Origin of the sequence: Streptomyces sp. NPDC006739 (assembly GCF_042869815.1) — a bacterium.
In the GTDB taxonomy this organism is placed as follows: Bacteria; Actinomycetota; Actinomycetes; order Streptomycetales; family Streptomycetaceae; genus Streptomyces.
On the sequence record NZ_JBIAGM010000035.1, the window covers coordinates 50,232 to 66,396 of the forward strand.

Sequence of the window (16,165 nt, forward strand, 5' to 3'; positions counted from 1 at the left end):
TTCTCTCGATTTCTCGATCGTCGCCGGGAATTACCAGCCGAATCGGCGCAGGCCGTCTTCGAGCACCTCGACGACCTTTTCTCCGGTCAGATAGGAATCCGGCGTCGAACGCCCGGTGATGAAGGGATAGTCCACGATCACCGAGGTCTCCTTGCCGAAGTTCCCGATGTAGCGGCCCTCGGGTCCGGTGGCGTCGCGCAGGATGTACTCCAGCGGGTACGGCGGCGGGCCGATCACGAAGTCGGTGCCGAGGAACCCGGTCCCGTCCTTGTAGTCGTACTCCTTGCAGTGGCCAGTGACGTGCTTGCCCCAGATGATGGACCTGCGGTCCTCCCAGTCACGGGCGAAGGCCAGCGGCGCGACGCCGTAGCACTCGGCCGCGATCGGCTTGTCGGCGCGCAGGAAGGACAGGATGATCTGGTGCACCCGCTCGTTGTTGGCGAGGTCCACGACCGGGCCCGAACCGCCGACGATGAGCAGCGCGTCGTAGGCGTCGAGTTCCTGCGCCACTACGTCGACCGCCCGGTGGTAGGCCTCCAGCCTGCGCAGGTAGTCGTCGTCCGCCGTGTAGGGACGCTCCGGGATCCAGCTGGAGATGTCGATGGGGTCGTCCAGGCGCTCGGAGGCGTCGATCTCCGCGGTGAGTTTCGCGACTTCCTCGGAGGTGACCGAGCGGCCGAGCGGCGGGTCGATGTACTCGGGGTCCATCGACGGCGGCAGCGCGTGCGCGCGCCTGCCGGTCGGGGTGGCGAACTCCACCTCGTAGCCCCGCTGGTCGAAGTGGTGCAGGGGCCCGACCAACTCCTCGCCCCAGTAGCCGTACTCCGACAGGATCACGAGGATCTTCTTGGCGTTCTTCCTGGGCACGCCGACTCCTTCGGTCATCGGTTCGGGATGGGCGGCCGGGCGCGGCGACGGGAGGGGTCGGCGCCTCAGCCACCGGGTCAGGGGGATCAGCGGGCCTGCGGGCCGATGATCCAGTTCTCCTTCGCCGCGAGGGAGAAGACGTACTTCTCGTCGACGATCTCGTCCCGGGCGGCCTTCACCTGTTCGGTGAAGTAGGGCGATCGCAGCGCCTCCTCAAGGGCGTTCACGTCGTCGAACCACAGCTGCTCGACGCTGTCGAAGGCCGCCTCGCCGAAGACGTAGGCGCCGTCGACGGTGTGGGCGTGCAGGTAGCGCCGCAGGCCCGGGGTCGCCTTGACGATGGAGGCGTACGCGTCGAGGGTCTGCTTGCGGTAGTCGTCGAGGGACAGGCCCGGGCGACGCTTCTGCAGCACGGTGAGCTTGACCCACTCCTGCCCCCTGGCGGGCGGCGGGCCGGGGACGATCTCGTGCGCGGTGGTGTCGATGACGATGGTCTGCCAGAACGCGGCCCAGTTGGGCTCGTCGACACGGGCGCCCTGCAAGAACTCCTCGGTCTGCAGGGAGGCCAGCTGCTCCTCGCCGTTGGCCAGGAAGATCTCGGCGATGCCCTGGTGGGGCAGCGCCGGCTCACCGAGGTTTCCCTCGATGTCCACCACCGTGTCGACCATGTATTTGCGGATCTGCGGAATCTTTGCCGCGTACTGCACCGCGTGGACATTTACCCAGTAGTCCTGGAATTCCTGCGCGGTCATGCCCGGCTTGGGCGCCGCCAGAATGAACTGGTGGATCATCGGATTCTCCTTAGGACGGGCCCGTTCATGATGTCCAGCGGACCTCGGAAAGGGCAAAGAAGGAAAAGCGACTTTCTGAACTGCCGGATCAGCCCGTGAACCGGCTGCCGCGCGCGAGGCGGCGCACCGCAGCGAGCGGTATGGGCAGCCACTCGGGCCGGTTGCGGACCTCGTAGAGCGCCTCGTACACGGCTTTGTCGGCCTCGAACGCCCGCAGGAGCACGGGGCTCGTGCGCGGGTCCTGGCCGCCCGCCGCGGTGTAGCCGGCGCAGAAGGCGCGCCTGCTGTGGACGGCCCAGGCCGAGGCCCTGCGCGCCAGGCGCATGCTCCTGAGGTCGCGGGAGGTCTGTTTCCCGGGCGGGATGCCGAGGATCTCACCGAGGGCGTGATGCGCCGCGTAGTCGAAGGACCGCAGCATGGCGGCGACATCGCGGACCGCCGGCCGCAGGTGGCGCCGTTCCTCGACGGGATGCCCGGGCTCGCCCTCGAAGTCGATCAGGACCCACCCGTCGGCGGTCCGCAGGGCCTGTCCCAGGTGGAGGTCGCCGTGGATGCGCTGGACCGGCAGCGGGTTGCCGCGTCGCACCACCTCGCGCAGGTCCTGGTACGCCGTGTGCAGAGCACGCGCGTAGGGGGTGAGGCCGGGTACCTCGGCCAGAGCCTCGTCGAGCCGGGCCACCAGGGCGTCGGTCAGCTCCACGGCTTCCGGCAGGCTCAGCGGGCGCGACCCCAACTGCTGTGCGAGCGCCCGGTGCACCTCGGCCGTGCACCGCCCCAGACCGAACGCGTCGTCGGAGAAGCCGCCCAGCGGCGCGACGGACGCGCACGCTCCGCGGATGCAGGCCTGGGCCTGTGCCGTGGCGATGCTCCAGCCGTCCCCGCATGAGGGCACGAACTCCTGGAGGACGCACAGCGTGGCCGGCTCGGCGCCGTACCGACCGGCGGTCTGCGCCCAGGCCAGCGGTGCCGCGCCGGGTACGTCGCCGGCCCGCTGCAGAGCGCTCAGCATCTCCAGTTCGGCAGGGACACCCGGCACGATGCGGCGCAGCACCTTGAGCATCAGCCGGTCGCCGAAGACCACCGACGTGTTGGACTGCTCGCCGGTGAGCGGTCTGGCCCGCAGTCCGGCCGGGATCGTCGCCCCGGGGAGGCGGTGGTATTCGACCGCCCCGCACGGCTCGCCCGCCATGAAGCGCGCCAGCAGGGCGGCCAGCAGACCTGGGTCGGAGCCGGCTTCGTAGAGCGTCAGCCGCAGCCCGTCCGAGGTGTGGGCGCTGCCGATGACGGCGTCGGCGGGCACTCCCGGGCGGGCGTCGGCCGGGCCGGGCACGGCGCCGACGAGAAGCTGGTAGCACTCGCCGTCATCGGTTCGGAAGACGGTTTGCAACAGCGCCGGTGTGCCGGCGACGACGGCCTCCGCGACGAGGGGCCGGACCGCGCGGGGGCCGTGGCCCTTGCCCGCGTACCAGCGTCGGCCGGGCAGCCAGGCCGGCAGGAGCCGGCACAGCTCCTCGACGATCGGGGCCAGGTCCTCGCCGGCCAGGACTCCGGACCGCCAGGGTGCCAGGGAGCGTTGACCGGTTCCGGTCATACGGCGCTCACTCTGGCGGCCCGTGAAGGTGCGAGCGTGACCCGGCCCGGGGGCGGGAGCGGGGGGTGCGCGCGGGACGGCGAGAGCACCCTGACGGCATGCGCCAGGGACACCATCGTCATGTGGTGGTGCCAGCCGCGGTACGAGCGGCCCTCGAAGTCGCGGATGCCGAGGCCGTCGCTCACCTCCGCCAGATCGCGCTCCACGCGCCGCGCGAGCATGGCCGTGCGGTACACGGTGCCCAGTGTCGTGGCGGGCAACGTTTGAGGCGGAGCGCACATCGCCTGTTGCGGCACCGGCTGCGACTGGGCGAGGTTGGAGAGCCAGAACTCGCTTGGGGAACGCCGGCCGGGGTCCGCCCAGGCGGCCAGCAGCACCAGGTCGAGGTGTTCCGGCCGACCGTGCGCGGCGGTGCCAGTGCGCAGTGCGACGCGGGCGGCGCCCACCGAGGTGGCGCGCATGATCCGCGCCGCGTGGTCGAACCACTCCACTGGCATGCGCTGCTTGTGCAGCGCGGTGAGCAGCCCGGCCGAACCCACCCATCCCTGCGCGCTGTCGGCCGGCCCGGCCGGCGGCATCGGTGTGATGGAGGCCGGATCGACCCGGACGACGAACGGGATCCGGCGGGCCACCAGGTCCGTACAGACCGCGAGGGGTGCGGTGTCCCGCAGGTCCATCACCACCGGCCGGCCGCGCAGCCCCCACTCCCGTGACATCTTGCTCACCGAGTCGACGGCGCACTGCTCGGGCGGGCACGATCCGACATGGGTGGGGATGGAGGCGCGGCGGCGCATGTCCTGGTCCGTCCAGCACTCGGGCAGTGCCAGTTGCCAGTCCACGGGGCAGCTCCCCTGGTCGCCGGCGAGCCAGACGCTCATCGCCTGCTGGCAGTTGACGACCCGTCCGAGCCGGGAGACCCACTGCCGCTCCACGCCGACCGAGTGCTGTCCCACCTTGGTGATCACCAGGGGCTGCACCACCCAGGCGCGGGGCTGTGCGCGCTCGATGAGCAGCCGGGCCAGGTCGCCCCGCACCGGATCGACGTCCCACGGTGACTTGCTGATGAACTGGTACAGGCTCTGCTCCGCCGCACTGCCCGCGCCATTGGCAAGAGCACGCATCGTCTTCTTGCCGCGGACCGCGAGCAATCCGCGCACATACAGTTCTCCCCAGCGCCGCTGATCGCTTCGCGGAATGGAACTCAGCGTCGAGAGGACCTCAGTGAATTCGTTCGGTGAAATGTCGTCGGGCAGCGTCTGCCGGGTTTCTGCGGACACCGTTCTCCCCTCTCCATCAAATACGTGAGCCTCATCCCGGTAAGCCACGGATCCGTGCTGCGGGAACCGAGGACCGCCGAGTTCGGGCAGGCCTCACAGCCGCGTGCCGGGCATGGGCGGACGGCGACGCGACAATGGCGGCCAAAGCTGTAAAGCGCCGGGCGGACACGGGGCCGGCCGGCGGTGCGAGGCACTCGTCCCGGCCCCGTGTCCCTGCCTGCCGGTGACGGGGGAATGTGCCCGGCAGGTCGTGAGCGGGGCGGGCCGGGCGAGGGGCTCCGCCCCGCCGTGCGGGGGGCTCAGGCGTCCGTCAGTGGACCGGTCCCAGATAGGCGGGGACCCGGTCGGGGAGCAGCCGGTCGAACAGCGGACCCCAGTCGGTGGGCTCCTTGCCGGGTTCGTTGTACAGCTCGTAGGTCCTGCCGCGCGCGGCCGGCAGGCGCAGGGACTGCACGCACGCCTCCGCCACCGACTTCCTGGAGACCCAGCCGTTGCCGCGGTCGTGCTGTTCCAGACGCACCCGGGCGCCCGCGACGTCGCTGTCCGTCAGCCAGCTGGGACGGACGACGGTGTAGGGCAACCCCGAGGCACGCACCTCGTCCTCGCCCCGCAGCCGCCAGTCGAGCAGCCGTCCGTAGGCGTTCATCGGGTGCTCGCGCCGCGTCACGAAGATCTGGCTGACCAGTACGACGTGCGGGCGCCGTCCGCCGTCGGCGACCACGGCGAGCACGTTGCGCACTCCGTCGTAGACCGTGGTCTCGGGGCTGTGCGGACCGGAGTCGGCGGTGCCCGGCTCGACGGTGAACACGACGCCCGAGCACCCGCGCAGCGCGTCGCCCAGCGAATCCGCGTACCGGACGTCGGCGCGGTGTTTCTCCACTGCGGGCGGCAGCACGGCGCGCTCCGGGTCGCGGCTGACCACGCGTACTCGGTGGCCTTGTTCGAGCAGTCGGCGGGTGATGATCACGCCCGTCCGGCCGGCCCCTCCGATGACTGCAATGGGGCTGTGCATGGTCCCTCCAGGGATGAGCGCCGTCACACCCAGCGCAGGATGTCGTCGGCGTGCCTGAGCTGGGTCTGTGCGGGCACGCCGGTCAGTGCCGGAACCCGCAGTCGGGGGTACACGGTGACCCCGCAGAACCGGGATCCCGGCCAGAGCACGGCTCCGTCGCCGATGGCCGAGAACTGCTCCAGCCGCAGTGGCCTGACGCGCTCCGAGAGCACTTGGGCCATGGGGCCCAGGTAGGTGTCGGTGATGTCGGCCCAGTCGCCGACCACCGCCGACTCCCCGACCGCCGACCGGGCGAGGGTGGCGCCCTCACGGATCTCGGCTCCATCACCGACGTCCGTGTGGTCCAGGCGCACTCCGGGTCCGATCTCGACATCGCGGCCGATCCGGACGCCCGGGCCGATGACCACCGAACCGTCCTCGATCTTCTGCGCCAGCGTGGTGCCGGCGACGTCGTCCTTCATCTGCAGGCTCGACTCGTGGATCCAGCAGCGCGGATCCATCCGGTCCGGGGGCGCCATCAGCTGGTTCATCTGCTCGTACGCGCCGTCGAGCACGAGCTGGACCGTCTGGAGATAGTCGGGCACGCTGCCCATGTCGCCCAGGCGCCCGATGGTGTGGGTGGCCACCGGTACGCCTCGTTCGACGAGATGGGGCAGGAGGTCGCCGCCCCAGTCCAGGCGCTGGTGGGAGCGCCGGAAGAGTTCCGGCTCGCGGGCGAGCATCCTGAGGCGACCACAGTCCACCAGGTACATCCCGGCGTTTGTCGCCAGGGTGGCGGCCGGGTCGAGGGCCGTGCGCGGGAAGAGCGTGCCCAGTTCCGCGATTCCGGGCTTCTCCACGAAGCCCTGGACCAGGCCGCGTCCGTCGGTCCGCATGACGCCGTACTTGCCGGCGATCTCCGCGGCGGTGCGGGACACAGAGGCGACCGTGACCACCGCGCCCTCGGCGCGGTGCGTCGCCTCCATCTCCGCCAGGTCGAAGTCGAAGAGCGAGTCGACGGGCAGCACCAGCGCACGGCCCTGCAGGTCCCACTGCTCCAGGTTGTGCAGCGTGGCGCCGGCCGAGCCCACGTTGTACCGGTCGAACCGGGAACGCGAGTAGGTGATGTCGACGCCGAAACGCTCACCGTGGCCCAGCAGGAGCTTGATCTGGTTGCGGTTCTCCAGGCCGTGGGTCACGACGTAGAACCGGCGCACGCCCTGCGCTCGGCAGGCGTCCATCATCCACTCGACGAGCCGTCGTCCGACGAACGGGATGAGCGCCTTGCTCCGGATGTAGTCCGAGGACTTGAGAGTGATCGGTTTGGCCCGCTCGCCTCTGCCGCCGGCCAGAATGATGCCAACTGTTCCCTCGTCACGGTTCACGCCCACTGCCCCCCGCGAATGTGAATTATGCGTCGTATTCCAATTCCCGATCCACCTGGTCGCCACCCTATTCGGGAACGACGCCCCAGTTCTCGTCGTTGGATTCCGCAGGAGCCGCGGGAACCCCGTGCAGCGATACGACCGAAACCTTCTCCCGTTGCATTTTCATTCCTTCCGCTCGACGGAAATGGCACTGCGCCGTTCCGCCTCAAACAGCATGGCGCGCAAAAGGCTGGAATCCATGGACGGGTAGGCTCGGGATCGTGCATTGCGGGAAGCAGCAAGGGGAAAAAGTGTGCAGAGATCCGGACATAAGCCCACAACCGAACGTCGTACCCCTGTGCGAGCGAGGGCTGGATTGCTACCGCCGCGCGCTGGCGGAGGGTGTCACGTCCGACGAAGTCCCTGACTGCCTGACCGAGTTGGGCCTGATGCGCCGGCAGGCCGAAGCCGGCAACCGCTGGGTCGCCGTACCGCCCGACATCGCGTCCCACGACCTTACCCGCCCCTTGGAGCGGGCCATCCTGGCCCAGCAGCACGCGGTGGCGGGCATTTACGACGCGCTGTCCGCGGCCGAGGACGTGTACCGCACAGAGCAGCGCACCTCGGCCGCGTCCGTGCGTCTGCTGCACGGTGCCGACGTCATCTACGCGGCGCTCGAAAGGGCCTCGGAGGCCTGCCGGGAAGAGCTTCTGACGGCCCATCCCGGCGGGGCCCGTGATCCCGACGCCCTCGGCCGGACGCTGCCGCGCACCCTGCGGCTGAACAGCCGTGGCGTGCGGCAGCGCACGCTGTACCAGCACTCGGTACGCGCGCACGGCCCGACACTCGCCTACATCGAACGGGTGACGAGCGCCGGCGCCCAGGTGCGCACGCTGGACGAGGTCGTGGACCGGCTCATCGTCTACGACCGTTCCATCGCCTTCATCCCGGACCCCCGCTACGACCAGCGGACGACCGCGCTGGCCGTCGAGCACCCGGCGCTCATCCACTACCTCGTCAAGGTCTTCGACCACGCCTGGCAGCGCGCCGAGCCGGTCACCATCAGTCAGGACCGCATCAGACCGCCGCTGCTGACGGACGAGACGCGCCGGGCCGTGCTGCAGCTCATGGTCGAGGGCCACACGGACGCGGGGATAGGCAAGCGCCTCGGCATCAGCAGCAGGACCGTGTCCCACCACATCAAGAAGGCCTCGGACCTGGTCGGCGGCCGCAGCCGGGCCCATCTCGCCTATCTGCTGGCCCGCTCCGAGCTGCTGGAGCCGCCGGACGGCGACTGATCCGACAGCCGGCACCGCCCAGAGCGGCCGGGTGCGGCCGCCCCGGTGCCCGCTCATCGCCTCAGCCCTTCGACGGCCGAGAGCACCTGGCCGGCATCGGCGGCGAGTTCACCGCTCGGCGGCACCTCCAGCACGTCGCAGCCAGGCATCAGTCGGCGCAGCCGCTCCCGAACCCCGTACGGTCCCCGATGCCCACCGAGCACCACGAACCGATCGTGGCGACGGGCCAGTTCGCCCGCCGCCGCGGCCAGGTGACTGTCGTCGAGATACACGAGGTGAGCGTGCGCGGGCCCCGCGTTCCGCTCCCGGGCCGCGAGCGCGAGCCGGGTGCCGTTCTCACCGACCGAGATCATGCAGACCCCCGCGTCCGCCTGATGCCCCGGGTCCTCGACGACGTCCCAGACGACCGACGGGATGTCCCCGTCGTCGGCTCCGGCCCAGTGCGCCGTCAGGTCGGCGGGCGCCCCCGTGCCGATGCGGATGTGGTACGGCCGCCCGCCGCGTGCCGCACCGCGCACCACCGCTCTGATCTCCCGCACACCGCTCGGCGCCGCGATCTGGACGCGGGGTGTTCGCAGCAGCTCCACCGGCTCGGCCTGGGTGTCCGGCACCACGACCGACGCGCCCGCCCGCAGGTAGGGGAGGGTCGGCCGAGGACGCCGGGCCGCTCGGCCGCCCGCGCCCAGTCCGCACACGAACACCCGGAAACCGGCGGTGACCAGCCCCTCGACCATGCTCACCATGGCGCTCTCGACGCTGCCCAGCTGGAAGAACCGGTCCGGATGAGCCGTCTCGAAGGCGTGCCGGGCACCACGCGGCAGTGCCTCCACACACACCACCCGGCGGTCCTCCGCGCCGACCTTTGCCAACTCCTCGCGGTAGACGTCCTCCGCCAGTATCGCCGGAGCCCCCATAGCGACAACCTCTCTCCACATATTTAACGTATAGAGTGTTCTCTTTGTTTTTTTCGAGCACAACGGGTGGGGATGCGGGACACTCCGGCTGCCCGCACGAGTGCGGCAGCCCGGTCCCCTAGCTCTGCTGGTTCCATACTCGAGCTAAGCATAGAGAGTACTCTCTTTTTCAGTCCAGAAGGAACCAAATCTAGAGAGCGCTCTCTATGTTTTGCAGGCAGGGGACGCGGCGATGCCGTGACAGACGAAGGGCCACAGGCGCGCCATGGCACTCGCCGCCCCCACGAGGCGCTCCTGCGCCGGAGCCGTACGGGGGTGCACCTCGACGGCGGTGAGCAGGTGCGCCACCAGCCCCGCCACGGCGGGTGGCGGGGCGTCGGGGCGCAGTTCCCCGGCCGCTTCGGCGGCTTTGAGCAACTGGCACAGGGACGGCACCCAGGAGGAGTGCCACCCCGGGACGATGTCCGGCCGCTCCCGCGCCAGCAGTGAGGCGGCGCGCACGACGGCATCCTCGTCCAGGAGCCGGGCAAGCCCTTGCAGCAGGGCTTCCACGGCGCATAGGGGGGACGCCGACGCACCGGCGGTCACCTGTGCGGTCCGCTCGCGCGTGGTCGCCGCGGCCTTGTCGACGATGGCCTGCGCAAGTTCTCCCTTGCTGGCGAAATGAAAGGTGAGCGCCCCCATGGAGACCCGGGCGGACTTGCTGATCGCCACCAGCGTGGCCCCGTGGTAGCCCTTGCCGTCCACGGCCTCGGCCGCGGCCCTGATGAGGGCTTCGCGCGTACGCGTCCCCCTGGCCTGCGTTGCCATGCACCCTCCAGAGATCTGCGGCCGACCGGCCGTCCCGTCCTAGACGGTATCCAAATCCTGGGTACAAATCAAAGAGATCGCTCTCTTCTTTATGGGTTTATGAGGCATGCATCTGGACGGCCCGTCGGTACCAGGAGGCGGCGGCGCCGAGCCGCTCCAGCGGGCCCGGTCCGGGATCGATGGCCAGCAGTTGCCAGATCCGGTCGCTCCGGTAGAAGTGGTCCCTGGCCAGCAGCTCCAGCTGCCGCTGCCCCCAGCGGCCGACGGTGCCCGCGAGCAGCGCGCGGCACCGCTCCCAGTCGGCGTCGCCACATGCTGGCGCGGCCAGTCCGTGTGCGGCCAGGGCCCGTCTGAGGCGTCCGCTGGACACCGGCACCGGGTGGGCGGCGTGATGCACCCCCCGCACCGGGGCGGCCGCGGTGACGGCCGACACCGCCAGTCGCGCCAGGTCGCCGACTTCCACGAGGGAGAGCAGCCCCGTGCCGCCCGCCCACTGGGGCGGGACGCGCTCGGTGAGTTCGGCGAACGCCGGGACGACCCACCGGTCCCCCTCACCGAGCACCAGGTTGGGCCGCAGGACGAGCGCACCGGCCGCCAGGGCCGGCCGCTCGGCGGCCAGGCGGCTGCGACTCGCCTCGGAGACCGGTCGCGCGCCGACGCCGTCGACGTCGATCCCGGGGTGCGGGCCCGCGCCGTACACGGCGGCCGTGGAGAAGTGCACGATCCGGCTGACCCCCGCCTCCCGGGCAGCCGTCATGACGGCGGCGGTTCCCTCCAGGTTCACCGACCAGCACTGCCGGGCATCGCCTCCCACGTACGAGACCGCGTGGACGACGGCGTCGACTCCCCTTAGGGCGCTCGGCAATGACGCGGCGTCGGTAATGTCGGCCCGGACGTGCTCCACGGCGTCGTCGTCCAGCTGCCCGTCGGCGTCATGGATCAGGGCGCGCACTCGTACGGGTCTTTCGCCGGGAGCCCTGCGGGCGGCCAGCCGCCGCACCACCGCGGAACCGATGAAACCCGTGGACCCGGTCACCGCGACGGTCCACGGCCTCACTTCACCGCCTCCGCCCCCGACATCCTGAACTCGAGGGTGTCGATCACCTCGGGGGTGGCGACGGCCGGCAGGAGGTACCGCCACAGCTCGACGATCCTCTCCTGGAGGTCCTCGTGGCCGGTGGTGATCCGGGACAGCAGCTGGGTTCCGCTGTAGGCCCCGACCAGCACGCGGGCGAACACGGCGGGGTCGACGCCCCTACGCAGCTCACCGAGCGCGTCGGCGACGATCAGCTCCTCCTTGAACCGGGTGATCCACAGCTGGTACGCGGCGTCATCCTGGACGCCGAAGGCACCCTGCTCGACGGCCAGCCGCACACCGGCCCGGAACAGGACGTTGCGCTGCAGCTCCCGCGCCAGCTCAAGGGTGAGGTCGACCAGGTGCTGAAGCCCGCTGCGGCCGACCAACTCCGGCAGATCTGCGGCCTGTTCGGCCATGACCGCCTTGGCGACGCCTTCCTTGGAGCCGAAGTGGAAGTACAGGGCTCCCATCGTGGACCCGGCCCGCTTGATGATCTTGGTGGTGCTGGTGCCGTGGTACCCCTGGAGGTCGAACTCCTCCGCGGCCGCTCTGATGAGAGCCGCCCTGGTCCGCACCGCTCGTTCCTGCTGAGGCTGCGCCACTGACCCTCCTTCCTTTCTGATTAAAGAGAGTGCTCTCTAGGTTATAGGTCACGTTAAGTGAGAAGAGCAAGCACGCGAAGTCACGCCGTGCAGCTCGGCCGCCGTGCCACACCCCTTAAGCAAAACAGAACACTCTCTAGGTTACGCACCGCCCCAGTCGGGCGTCCAGCCCCTCGAGCGCCCAGCCCATTTCCCGATGGACTTGGAGACTCCGTGAGGTACACTTTACTTTTTCTTTAACCGCAACAAACAGAGCACTCTTTATGTTTGATGGGCGGTAGCCGCTCAACCGGCCACAGCACTCACATACGTCCTAGGGGGAATCCGTATGTCCAGCACCGTCCAGCACCTCCCCGCCACCGCCCCGGCCTGGACGCCGGTGACACAAGAGCAGGTACACAAGCTCACCGCCTCGGAGGTACTGCTGACGGAGTGGTGCCAGCTCGACGACGACGTCTTCACCGTCCTGGCCAACTGGCCGCACGAGCACAGCTTCTACGGACCGCAGCACGGCCTGCACGACCCGATGCTGCTGGTGGAGTCGGTTCGCCAGTGCATACCGCTGCTCAGTCACGTCGTCTACGGCGCCCCGGTGGGACACCGCCAGTCGTGGAGCCGCTTCAGCTTCGAGCTGGCCCCCACCGCGCCGGGCACCGCTCCTGGTCCCACCGCGGTCGAACTCCGCATCACCTGCAAGGACGTCATCCGGCGCATGGGCCGTCTGGCCTCCCTGCAGATGCGCGTCGACGTGCTGCGTGACGGTGTCCGCATCGGCACCGCCCAGACCGGTTTCGCCAACCACGCCCCCGCCGTCTACCGGCGTCTGCGCGGCGCCTACGGGGACCTGGGCGAAGCCGTCGCCCGCGCCCTGCCGCTCCCCCCGCCGACCACGCCCAGCCATGTCGCCCGCGAGGACTTCGCCGACGTCGTGCTCTCGCCCACCGACTCCCCGCGGCGCAACCAGATGCGCGTCGACCTCAACCACCCCGTGCTCTTCGACCACCCGGTCGACCACGCTCCCGGCATGCTGCTCCTCGAAGCGGCGCGCCAGGCCAGCCACACGGCGGTGCACCAGCCGGCGGCGGCCGTCGCCATGGACGGGGTGTTCGCTCGCTACGCGGAACTCGACGCACCCTGCTGGATCCATACCGACCCGTTCCCGACGGACCGACCCGATCATCATCGGGTGCTGGTCACCGCCGTACAGAACGACATCTGCGTCTTCTCCAGCATCACCACCCTGGTGAGCCTGCCGCTGGGTTGAACGCTCCGCACACAGCACCCGCGGTACGCCCCTGGGACCGGTTCCCAGGGGCGTACGTCGTGGTACCGCTGGTACCATGGGTGCCGTGTCCGAACCCAAGGCGATGAACCTGCGCTTTCCCGATCCCGAGCAGCGGGCGGCGATCGTGGCTGCCGCCAAGGAGGAGGGGGTGAGCCTGCAGGAGTACATCCTGTCCGCCGCCTACGCCCGCGCGACCGCCGTCGAGCAGCGGTTCCTGGACGGGTTCAGGGAGTCGATGGCCCGCAGCGGCGCGGCCTTCGCGGCCGAACCGGCCGACCCCACCGCCGAGCACCGGGCCGCCGAACGGCAGGCCTGGCAGGAGTTCGCGGACGACGGCCGGGGGCACGCCGCGTGACGCGGTCCGAGCCGGTCCCCCCGCTCGACGTCACGTTCCTGCTGCACGCCGCCGAACTGCTCGACGGGGATCCCCAGGTCGACGACTTCGGGCCGCTCTACGCCGCCGCCGCGAGGGTCAACGCCAGGGCGATGGAACGTGACATCTACGGCTCCCCGCACCTCAGGGCCGCCGCGCTGCTGCAGACCCTGGCGAAACTGCCGTGCCTGGAGCACTCCAACGAGGCTTTCGCCTGGCACGCCACCGAGGCCTACCTCGCCCTCGCCGGGCACCGGCTCGACTATCCGCCGAAGGCGGCCGTGGCGCTGGTGCGCGACGCCGTCTCCGGGGCGGTCGGCGTCGCCCGGATCGCCCGCCGGCTGCGCGAGTGGACCGTCTCCTGATCCTGGTGCGGTGATCGCCCGCCCACTCGGGCGCTGTTCGTGATGCCCGTGAACGGCCTTCTCCCGCTGTTCGGGGGCACAGTGGGGGTACCCACCTGGCGGCCGGTCGGTCCGCTGACGCTCCATCGATGTTCGAGTGCTTCTCGTTCGGGGGCGGCCATCGTGGCTCCTGCCTCACGCGTCGGTCCGCTTCATGTGACGGCAGGTCACCTTGTCCACCGGCCCCAGGGGTGCCTTCATGACCACGCACATCCTCGCGACGCCGCAGCCCGGCCGTACCGTCCTCGACCCGCACCTTGGCCGGTACGCCGTGCGCACCGAGGGCATGACGGCCTCGGAGATCCGGGCGCTGTTCGCGGTGGCCAGCAGGCCGGAGGTGGTCTCGCTGGCCGGCGGCATGCCGAACCTGGCCGCGCTGCCGCTCAAGACGCTGTCGGCGCAGGTCGCGCGGATCGTCGCGGAGGAGGGTTTGACGGCGCTGCAGTACGCGTCGGCGCACGGTCTGCCGTTGCTGCGGGACCAGATCTGCGACGTGATGGCGCTGGAGGGCATCACCGCGCACCCGGACGACGTGGTGATGACGGTCGGCTCGCAGATGGGCCTGGATCTGGTGACCCGGCTGTTCTGCGACCCCGGTGACGTGGTGGTGGCCGAGGGCCCGTCGTACGTCGGTGCGCTGGGCTCGTTCGCCGCGTACCAGGCGCAGGTCGTGCACGCGGCGATGGACGGGCACGGGCTGGTGCCGGAGGCCCTGCGGGCGGCGCTGCGGCAGGCCAGGAACGCCGGGCAGCGGGTGAAGCTGCTGTACACGATCCCGAACTTCCACAACCCGGCCGGTGTAACGCTGGCGGTCGAGCGGCGGGCGGAGATCCTGGAGATCTGCCGCGCCTACGACGTGCTGGTCGTCGAGGACAACCCGTACGGCCTGCTCGGCTTCGACGGCCGGACCTACCCGGCGCTGCGCTCTCTCGACCCCGACAACGTGGTGTACCTGGGCTCGTTCTCGAAGACGTTCGCCTCCGGTCTGCGGGTCGGGTGGGTGCTGGCGCCGCGCGCGGTGCGGGAGAAGCTGGTACTGGCCATGGAGTCGGCGACGCTCTGCCCGCCCACGCTGAACCAGATGATCGTGTCGCGCTATCTGGCCACGCACGACTGGCAGGGCCAGATCGGGATGTTCCGGGAAAGCTACCGCGAGCGCCGCGACGCGCTGCTGTCCGCACTGGAGCGGTACCTGCCGCCGGGCTGTACGTGGACCGCGCCGGACGGCGGGTTCTACGTGTGGGTGACGGTGCCCGAGGGCGTGGACACGAAGGCGATGCTGCCGCGCGCGGTGGCCGCCCGGGTGGCCTACGCGTCGGGCAGCGGGTTCTTCACGGACAAGTCCGGCAGCCGTCAGATGCGGCTGTCCTACTGCTATCCGACGCCGGAGCGGATCCGCGACGGCGTGCGCCGGCTGGCGGGGGTGCTGCAGTCCGAAATGGACCTCCTCTAGCGTTCAGCTTTGAACTATTGCAACGCCCACACAGGCTTGCGTTGCATTAAACTCAAAGCCACTGCAACGATTTCCTTGTCTCTACCTGCAAGAATCACAAATATTCGCAACGAGCCTCTTGCTGGAACCTTGAAAGCAACGTAGCGTTTTCATCATCAGAAACAACGCTTCGAAGGAGCACACCATGCAGAAGAACCAGAGCACGGTCCAGAAGTTCGACACCGACGCCACCATCACGGCCGTCGTGGACATCCCCATCGGGCACATCCGGTTCGTCGCCGCCGACGGCGCCGGCGCCTCCGTCGAGGTCCTGCCGTCCGACCCTTCCAAGAGCCGCGACGTCAAGGCCGCCGAGCAGGTCACGGTCTCTTACGACAACGGCGTCCTGCGGGTCGAGAGCCCGGCGGAGCGCAAGCGGATGCTCGGCCACCCCGGCTCCCTCGAGGTCACCGTCCAGCTGCCGGCCGGCTCGCGTGTCGACGCCAAGGCCTCCGTCGCCGAGGTGAGCGGTGTCGGCCGTCTCGGAGACGTCACCTTCGAGGGCGCGCAGGGCACCGTCAAGCTCGACGAGACCGGGGGCGCCCGACTGACCCTCGCCACCGGTGACATCACGGTCGGCCGGCTGAACGGCCCCGCCGAGGTCAGCACCCAGAAGGGCGACCTGAGCATCGCCGAAGCCGTGCAGGGCACCGTCACCCTGACCACCCAGCACGGCCAGATCTCCATCGGTGCCGCCCAGGGAGTGTCCGCCACCCTCGACGCCAGCACCGGCTACGGCCGGATCGACAACGCCCTCAAGAACAGCGACGGCGCCGGCGCGGGCCTCAACATCCACGCCACCACGTCGTACGGCAGCATCACCGCCCGCAGCCTCTGAAAGCCGTGGCGCAAGGCGAGCCGGGGACGGTCAGCTGCTCGTGATGGCCCTCATGCCACCGGAGGTGGTGGCATGAGGGCCATCACGTCGTGTCAGTAGCGGTAGTGGTCCGCCTTGTAGGGGCCCTCGACCTCCACGCCGATGTACGCGGCCTGCTCCGGACGCAGGGTGGTCAGCTTGACGCCGA

Annotated in this window: 17 protein-coding genes; 6 read left to right on the forward strand and 11 right to left on the reverse strand. The window is 70.1% G+C overall.

The genetic code is table 11. The annotated features are described in order from the left end of the window. Positions 1-30: 30 nt before the first annotated feature. The 6 genes from ACFYMM_RS39360 to ACFYMM_RS39385 all read right to left on the reverse strand — a co-directional run bounded on the left by ACFYMM_RS39360 (position 31) and on the right by ACFYMM_RS39385 (position 6,902). A complete protein-coding gene (locus tag ACFYMM_RS39360) occupies positions 31-867 on the reverse strand; it encodes a type 1 glutamine amidotransferase domain-containing protein (RefSeq protein ID WP_388396296.1) in 837 nt (278 codons plus the stop codon). Positions 868-953: 86 nt separating this feature from the next. Beyond that, positions 954-1,658, reverse strand: coding sequence for an EthD domain-containing protein (locus ACFYMM_RS39365; protein WP_388396298.1), 705 nt, complete (start codon positions 1,656-1,658; stop codon positions 954-956). Between the two features lie 88 nt (positions 1,659-1,746). After that, positions 1,747-3,249: a maltokinase gene (locus ACFYMM_RS39370; protein WP_388396301.1), complete on the reverse strand. Its 1,503-nt coding sequence runs from the start codon at positions 3,247-3,249 to the stop codon at positions 1,747-1,749. Next, positions 3,246-4,574, reverse strand: a complete 1,329-nt coding sequence (locus ACFYMM_RS39375; RefSeq protein WP_388396304.1) for an IS701 family transposase — start codon at positions 4,572-4,574, stop codon at positions 3,246-3,248. The genes ACFYMM_RS39370 and ACFYMM_RS39375 overlap by 4 nt, the downstream gene beginning before the upstream one ends. Before the next feature lie 262 nt (positions 4,575-4,836). Beyond that, complete coding sequence (locus ACFYMM_RS39380) at positions 4,837-5,538, reverse strand: SDR family oxidoreductase (RefSeq protein ID WP_388396307.1); 702 nt, start codon at positions 5,536-5,538, stop codon at positions 4,837-4,839. A 23-nt stretch (positions 5,539-5,561) separates the two neighbouring features. Next, positions 5,562-6,902 carry a sugar phosphate nucleotidyltransferase gene (locus ACFYMM_RS39385; RefSeq protein ID WP_388396310.1) on the reverse strand — a complete coding sequence of 447 codons (1,341 nt, stop codon included), beginning with the start codon at positions 6,900-6,902 and terminating at the stop codon, positions 5,562-5,564. Positions 6,903-7,333: 431 nt separating this feature from the next. Here ACFYMM_RS39385 and ACFYMM_RS39390 point away from each other — a divergent pair, with 431 nt between their 5' ends. Next, positions 7,334-8,182, forward strand: a complete 849-nt coding sequence (locus ACFYMM_RS39390; protein ID WP_388396313.1) for a LuxR C-terminal-related transcriptional regulator — start codon at positions 7,334-7,336, stop codon at positions 8,180-8,182. Between the two features lie 53 nt (positions 8,183-8,235). On the opposite strand, the gene ACFYMM_RS39395 is transcribed toward ACFYMM_RS39390, so the two are convergent. From ACFYMM_RS39395 to ACFYMM_RS39410, 4 genes are all read right to left on the reverse strand, one after another. Beyond that, a complete protein-coding gene (locus ACFYMM_RS39395) occupies positions 8,236-9,096 on the reverse strand; it encodes a transketolase (protein WP_388396315.1) in 861 nt (286 codons plus the stop codon). A gap of 204 nt (positions 9,097-9,300) precedes the next feature. Next, positions 9,301-9,906, reverse strand: a complete 606-nt coding sequence (locus tag ACFYMM_RS39400) for a TetR family transcriptional regulator (RefSeq protein WP_388396317.1) — start codon at positions 9,904-9,906, stop codon at positions 9,301-9,303. Positions 9,907-10,003: 97 nt separating this feature from the next. After that, complete coding sequence (locus ACFYMM_RS39405; protein ID WP_388396320.1) at positions 10,004-10,942, reverse strand: NAD-dependent epimerase/dehydratase family protein; 939 nt, start codon at positions 10,940-10,942, stop codon at positions 10,004-10,006. Between the two features lie 17 nt (positions 10,943-10,959). Next, complete coding sequence (locus tag ACFYMM_RS39410; RefSeq protein WP_388396322.1) at positions 10,960-11,586, reverse strand: ScbR family autoregulator-binding transcription factor; 627 nt, start codon at positions 11,584-11,586, stop codon at positions 10,960-10,962. Between the two features lie 328 nt (positions 11,587-11,914). Between ACFYMM_RS39410 and ACFYMM_RS39415 the strand changes: the two genes are divergently transcribed. The 5 genes from ACFYMM_RS39415 to ACFYMM_RS39435 all read left to right on the forward strand — a co-directional run bounded on the left by ACFYMM_RS39415 (position 11,915) and on the right by ACFYMM_RS39435 (position 15,978). After that, positions 11,915-12,850: a ScbA/BarX family gamma-butyrolactone biosynthesis protein gene (locus tag ACFYMM_RS39415; RefSeq protein WP_388396325.1), complete on the forward strand. Its 936-nt coding sequence runs from the start codon at positions 11,915-11,917 to the stop codon at positions 12,848-12,850. A 76-nt stretch (positions 12,851-12,926) separates the two neighbouring features. Next, positions 12,927-13,226 (forward strand): DUF1778 domain-containing protein, encoded by a 300-nt coding sequence (locus ACFYMM_RS39420; protein WP_388396327.1) that lies wholly within the window; start codon positions 12,927-12,929, stop codon positions 13,224-13,226. Further along, positions 13,223-13,609: a fic family toxin-antitoxin system, toxin component gene (locus ACFYMM_RS39425; RefSeq protein ID WP_388396329.1), complete on the forward strand. Its 387-nt coding sequence runs from the start codon at positions 13,223-13,225 to the stop codon at positions 13,607-13,609. Before ACFYMM_RS39420 ends, ACFYMM_RS39425 begins: the two co-directional genes overlap by 4 nt. Before the next feature lie 238 nt (positions 13,610-13,847). After that, a complete protein-coding gene (locus ACFYMM_RS39430; protein ID WP_388396331.1) occupies positions 13,848-15,101 on the forward strand; it encodes a PLP-dependent aminotransferase family protein in 1,254 nt (417 codons plus the stop codon). A 184-nt stretch (positions 15,102-15,285) separates the two neighbouring features. Continuing rightward, positions 15,286-15,978, forward strand: coding sequence for a DUF4097 family beta strand repeat-containing protein (locus ACFYMM_RS39435; protein ID WP_388396334.1), 693 nt, complete (start codon positions 15,286-15,288; stop codon positions 15,976-15,978). Positions 15,979-16,070: 92 nt separating this feature from the next. Here the strand turns inward: ACFYMM_RS39435 and ACFYMM_RS39440 are convergent. Beyond that, positions 16,071-16,165: adenosylhomocysteinase (locus ACFYMM_RS39440; RefSeq protein ID WP_383367890.1), on the reverse strand; the 95-nt coding region annotated here is incomplete at its 5' end.

Bases quoted from the DNA above. Each gene is read 5' to 3' on its own strand.
- ACFYMM_RS39365 (WP_388396298.1), bottom strand. From the start codon at position 1,658: ATGATCCACCAGTTCATTCTGGCGGCGCCCAAGCCGGGCATGACCGCG.
- ACFYMM_RS39370 (WP_388396301.1), bottom strand. From the start codon at position 3,249: ATGACCGGAACCGGTCAACGCTCCCTGGCACCCTGGCGGTCCGGAGTC.
- ACFYMM_RS39380 (WP_388396307.1), bottom strand. From the start codon at position 5,538: ATGCACAGCCCCATTGCAGTCATCGGAGGGGCCGGCCGGACGGGCGTG.
- ACFYMM_RS39390 (WP_388396313.1), top strand. From the start codon at position 7,334: ATGCGCCGGCAGGCCGAAGCCGGCAACCGCTGGGTCGCCGTACCGCCC.
- ACFYMM_RS39395 (WP_388396315.1), bottom strand. From the start codon at position 9,096: ATGGGGGCTCCGGCGATACTGGCGGAGGACGTCTACCGCGAGGAGTTG.
- ACFYMM_RS39400 (WP_388396317.1), bottom strand. From the start codon at position 9,906: ATGGCAACGCAGGCCAGGGGGACGCGTACGCGCGAAGCCCTCATCAGG.
- ACFYMM_RS39415 (WP_388396325.1), top strand. From the start codon at position 11,915: ATGTCCAGCACCGTCCAGCACCTCCCCGCCACCGCCCCGGCCTGGACG.
- ACFYMM_RS39420 (WP_388396327.1), top strand. From the start codon at position 12,927: ATGGGTGCCGTGTCCGAACCCAAGGCGATGAACCTGCGCTTTCCCGAT.
- ACFYMM_RS39430 (WP_388396331.1), top strand. From the start codon at position 13,848: ATGACCACGCACATCCTCGCGACGCCGCAGCCCGGCCGTACCGTCCTC.
- ACFYMM_RS39435 (WP_388396334.1), top strand. From the start codon at position 15,286: ATGCAGAAGAACCAGAGCACGGTCCAGAAGTTCGACACCGACGCCACC.